Raw genomic sequence first — 4,902 nt, forward strand, 5'->3', positions numbered from 1 at the left:
GAAAATCAGCCCCATGACCATTCCAAAGATCCGGAAATGGCAAAATATCTGTCCAATGAAAAGGACATCATGGAAGATGAGAAGGATATCAAAGCCGACGAACGGCGGGCCTTCGGCCATTTCCATGACATAGGGGTGCATCATAAGGAAGGGCATGAGAAAAACTGCCACTGCCATGAATGCATCGAAGAGGAAGACTGCGATTACTGCGGTAAAAGCCTGGATCTGTGCCGCTGTGATTTCCTGGGGTCCGACTACCATCGGAGCATTTACCACATGGAGCATCTGGACTGCAAGGAATGTGCCGCCAAGATGGAAGGAAAAATCCGGGAAATGCCTTCCGTATTCTTCGCTTCCATTTCCTTCCGTACCAAGGAGCTCCGCCTGATCTCCAAAGAAGATCCGGATACCCTTTTGAAGGAAGTTCTTGCCATCTGCCGGAGCGTGGATGAATCAGTAGGCATCGTGCCGCCAAAGGATAAGACAAACTACCGGACCGAAACCTATGAAATCCCTACCCTGGACTGCGCAGCCTGCGCCCTGAAGCTGGAAAAGCTCATCAACCGCCAGCCCGGCGTTCTTTCCGCTTCCATTTCCTATGCCACCAAGACCATGAAGCTTACCGCCGAGGATCCGGACAGCCTCATTCCTGCACTGACGGAAAAATGCAATGAGGTGGAGTCCCCTACGGAAATTCATAAAAAGGTGCGGGCACCGAAGCATGAAGCAGCTGCCGCTCCCAAGGAATCCACCCCCTTCTATCGGAAGCTGATAAGCGAAGAAGGGCAGCTCCTGGTGGGAGGTCTGCTCTTTGCAGCAGGCATGCTGCTCCATTACAATCCCTTCTCTGCCTTTAATGCCCCTGAGCTGTACGGTAATCTCTTTTTCTTCGTTTCCTATCTTATTCTGGGCGGCCCCATCGTATGGACCGCATTAAAGAATATTACCCACGGGGAATTCTTTGATGAAACCTTCCTCATGACCATTGCCACCCTGGGCGCCTTCGCCATCAGCGAATACCCGGAAGCGGTGGGCGTCATGTTCTTCTACCGTATCGGTGAATATCTGCAGGACCTGGCCAGCGGCAGAAGCCGGAAGCAGATCATGGAGGCCGTGGACCTCCGTCCTGAAGTGGTACAGCGGATCAGCGGCGAAACCGTAGAAACCGTTCCGGCGGAAGACGCCAGGGTGGGAGATATCCTCCTCATCCGCCCCGGTGACCGCATTCCTCTGGACGGCATCATTCTGGAAGGAAACACCCAGATCGACACCTCCGCCGTAACCGGCGAACCGAAGCCTGTCATGGCCAGGGAAGGGTCGGAAATCGACTCCGGCTGTGTCAACATGACCGGCACCATCAAAATGCAGGTTACTAAGATTCTGGCCGAATCCATGGTAAGCCGTATTCTGGATTCCGTAGAAAATGCGGTGGCTACCAAGCCGAAAATCGACCGTTTCATTACCCGCTTCTCCAGAATCTACACCCCTTTAGTCGTACTGGCTGCCCTTCTCGTGGCAGTGATTCCTCCCCTCTTCTTTGGTGCGGACTGGGAAAAATGCATTTACACCGCCCTCACCTTCCTGGTTATCTCCTGCCCCTGCGCCCTGGTGATTTCCGTACCGCTTGCCTTCTTTGCAGGAATCGGCACCGCTTCGAAAGGCGGCATCCTCTTTAAAGGAGGCACCGTCATGGAAGTGCTTGCCAAGGTTAAAGCGGCAGTTATGGATAAAACAGGCACCATTACAGAAGGAAAATTCAAGGTTCGCGAACTTATTCCCTTCGGCGGAACAAAGGAAGAGGAACTTCTTTCCCTGGCCGCTGCCTGTGAAATCTACTCCACCCATCCTATCGGCAAATCCATTATTCAGGCAGCCCGGGAAAAGGGCCTGACCCTTCCCAAGGCAGAAAATCTGCATGAAACAGCAGGCCTTGGCATTGAAGGCACCCTGGAAGGCGTTCCTGTGTATGCAGGAAACCGCCGTCTCATGGAAAAGGCAGGCATTCCGGATGCGGATATCAATTCCCTTTCCGGCGAAGGCACCGTGGTTTATGCCGCCAGAGGCAATAGGCTGCTGGGCTGCATTACCATATCCGATGCGCTGAAGGAAGATGCCGTATCCTCCATTAAAGCCATCAAAAAACTGGGCGTCACCCCTGTCATGCTGACCGGAGATAACCGGGAAAGCGCAGAAGCGGTAGCTCAGAAAGCAGGTATTTCCAAAGTCTATGCCGGTCTCCTTCCTCAGGACAAGCTTTCCATTATGAAGGAAATCCGTGAAAAGGAAGGCTCCGTGCTTTTCGTCGGCGACGGCATCAATGATGCTCCTGTACTGGCCGGTGCCGATGCCGGTGCTGCCATGGGAAGCGGTGCTGATGCAGCTATTGAAGCGGCAGACCTGGTTTTCCTCAATTCCGATGTAAAGGCCATTCCTGAAGCCATTCATCTTTCCCGGAAAGTCATCTCCACCGCCTGGCAGAATGTAACCTTTGCCCTGCTTGTCAAGATCGCCGTAATGATCATGGGCCTTCTGGGCTATGCCAACATGTGGGTAGCAGTCTTTGCAGATACCGGAGTCACCCTCCTCTGCATCCTCTATTCCGTCAGACTGCTGAAGATGAAACTGTGAGCTGGTGAGCCGGTGGATCATCGATCCATGAAACATCAGCTTTCCTGTTCTTCACCATAATAAACAAAAAAGAGCTGTGAAAAAATGACAATACATTTTTTCACAGCTCTTTTTATTGGTAAAGAATGCTTCAAAACGGAAAGACATCCGTCATGAGACGGCCCCATGACTCCCCATTCTGAACGAAGGAAAGAACCTCAGTACAAGCGTAAATCATTCCACAGGAAACTTGACTGCCGGCTCACCGGCAGATTCGTTTATTCCACAATTTCCGGCTTATCTCCGTTTCCATCTTCCTTATCCTTCGGGAAAACCAGGTTCAGCACCATGGCTACAATGAAAACTACAGCTACGCAGTTATCAGCGAAGACACTGCGGAACAGATCCGGGAAAATATGGAAAATCTGGGGCGTCTGGGTGAAGCCAAGACCGATGGAAAGGGAAAGAGCAGCAATGCTCATATTTCTCTGGGAATAGCCGCAGTCCCCCAGCATGCGGACACCGCTGACCACAATAGATCCGAACATCATGAGTGTGCATCCTCCCAGCACCGCATTGGGCAGGGAAGCCAGGATGACGCCCAGCGCCGGAATAAGACCTGCCAGAATCATAATGGCGGCACCGCAGCCGATAGCCTTGCGGTTAACCACGTGGGTCATAGCAATGAGGCCTACGTTCTGGCTGAAGGAAGTAATAGGCATGCAGCCGAAGAGGGAGGAAAGGCTGGAAATGAAGCCGTCCACCGCAATGGACCCCGATATTTCCCGGCTGGTTGGTGTTCTTCCAAAGCCCATGGCTGCCAGAGCACTGGTATCCCCCAAGGTTTCCGTAGCGGATACAAGGAAAATCAGGAAAATGGAAAAAATAGCATCTGCATGAAATTCAAGAGGCACAGGAAGAATGGCAGGGGCAGAAAACAGGGATACCTGCGTGATTCTGGAAAGATCCACCATGCCGTAGAAATAGGCGGCAATATACCCTATGACCAGACCGAACAGGACGGAAAGCTGCTTGTAGAAGGAATGGGCCTTCACGTTGAAAATCAGGCAGGAAACAAGGGTAATGGAGCCTACAATGAGGTACTTGGCATCGCCGAAATCGGGCGCACCGAAGCCGCCGCCAAAGGAATTGGCACCGATAGGAAGAAGGGAAAAACCGATGGCCGTTACCACGGAGGCCGATACAATGGGCGGAACGAATTTCTTCCACCAGCCGGCACCCAGTCCCAGAAGCCCTTCCAGAATGCCGCCGATAAGAGCTGCGCCCAATACTGCACCGTAGCCGTACTTTGTCCCGATGACACAGGCTACGGACACGAAGGTAAAGCTGATTCCCATGATGATGGGAAGACCGCTCCCCAGCCGCCACAGCGGAAACATCTGCAGGAGAGAACCGATGCCCGCCACGATCATGGCAGACTGCACCAGCGCCGCCGATTCCTCCGGAGCCATTTTCACCGCGCCTGCCACGATGAGGATAGGTGCAATATTGGCTACAAACATGGCCAGCACATGCTGCAGGCCAAAGGGTATGGCTTTACGAACAGGGATATCCCCCTTCAGCTGGTAAATGGCGTCATTTGTCTTCATGGTTTACACCCTCAGCGAAACGTAATCGTACCGGTAGCGGCATCCATTTTATCAATAATGGCCAGAGATTTGACGTCCACGCCTTTTTTACGGAGTGCATCGCCGCCTCCCTGGAATCCCTTCTCAATGCAGATGCCTACACCTTCCACTGTGCCGCCGGCCTGGGAAACCAGATCCATAAGCCCTTCTACGGCGCAGCCGTTGGCCAGGAAATCATCCATAATGAGAATATGCTCGCCGGCATTCAGATATTTCTTGGAAACCACCACATGATTGATTTTATTATGGGTAAAGGATTTCACTTCTGTGGAGTAAACTTCAGCATCCATATTGGACCCTGCCGATTTCTTGGCAAACACCACAGGAACGCCGAAATAAACGGCAGTCAGGCAGGCAATACCGATACCGGAAGCCTCAATGGTTAAAATCTTATCCACCTTTTTCCCGGCAAAGAGCTTCTTGAATTCCTTGCCCAGTTCGCTGATAAAAGGCACATCGATCTGGTGATTCAGAAAGCTGTCCACCTTCAGCACGTTCCCCGGTTTAATCACTCCGTCGGTCAAAATTTTCTTCTGCAAAAGATTTAATTCCGCTGCCATTGTCCCTGATTCCTTTCTCCTTACGTGAAATAAAAATGATATTTACTTATTTTATCATGGGCGAAGAGGTAATGCAAAAAATGGAA

General features: G+C 51.8%; 3 protein-coding genes. 1 reads left to right on the top strand and 2 read right to left on the bottom strand.

The annotated features are described in order from the left end of the window. Window positions 1–2,628 (top strand): heavy metal translocating P-type ATPase (locus tag ACI4N7_RS06150; protein WP_439732473.1); only part of this gene is annotated, 2,628 nt, incomplete at its 5' end. Window positions 2,629–2,885: 257 nt separating this feature from the next. On the opposite strand, the gene ACI4N7_RS06155 is transcribed toward ACI4N7_RS06150, so the two are convergent. Both ACI4N7_RS06155 and ACI4N7_RS06160 read right to left on the bottom strand, forming a co-directional pair. Beyond that, the gene (locus tag ACI4N7_RS06155; protein WP_439732474.1) at window positions 2,886–4,217 is read right to left on the bottom strand and encodes a uracil-xanthine permease family protein; all 1,332 of its coding nucleotides are present in this window, start codon (window positions 4,215–4,217) and stop codon (window positions 2,886–2,888) included. Window positions 4,218–4,228: 11 nt separating this feature from the next. Next, a complete protein-coding gene (locus ACI4N7_RS06160) occupies window positions 4,229–4,816 on the bottom strand; it encodes a xanthine phosphoribosyltransferase (RefSeq protein WP_439732475.1) in 588 nt (195 codons plus the stop codon). Window positions 4,817–4,902: the final 86 nt, after the last annotated feature.

The sequence above is a fragment of the Dialister sp. genome (genome assembly GCF_051885895.1).
GTDB lineage: Bacteria > Bacillota > Negativicutes > Veillonellales > Dialisteraceae > Dialister.

Bases quoted from the DNA above. Each gene is read 5' to 3' on its own strand.
- ACI4N7_RS06155 (WP_439732474.1), bottom strand. From the start codon at position 4,217: ATGAAGACAAATGACGCCATTTACCAGCTGAAGGGGGATATCCCTGTT.
- ACI4N7_RS06160 (WP_439732475.1), bottom strand. From the start codon at position 4,816: ATGGCAGCGGAATTAAATCTTTTGCAGAAGAAAATTTTGACCGACGGA.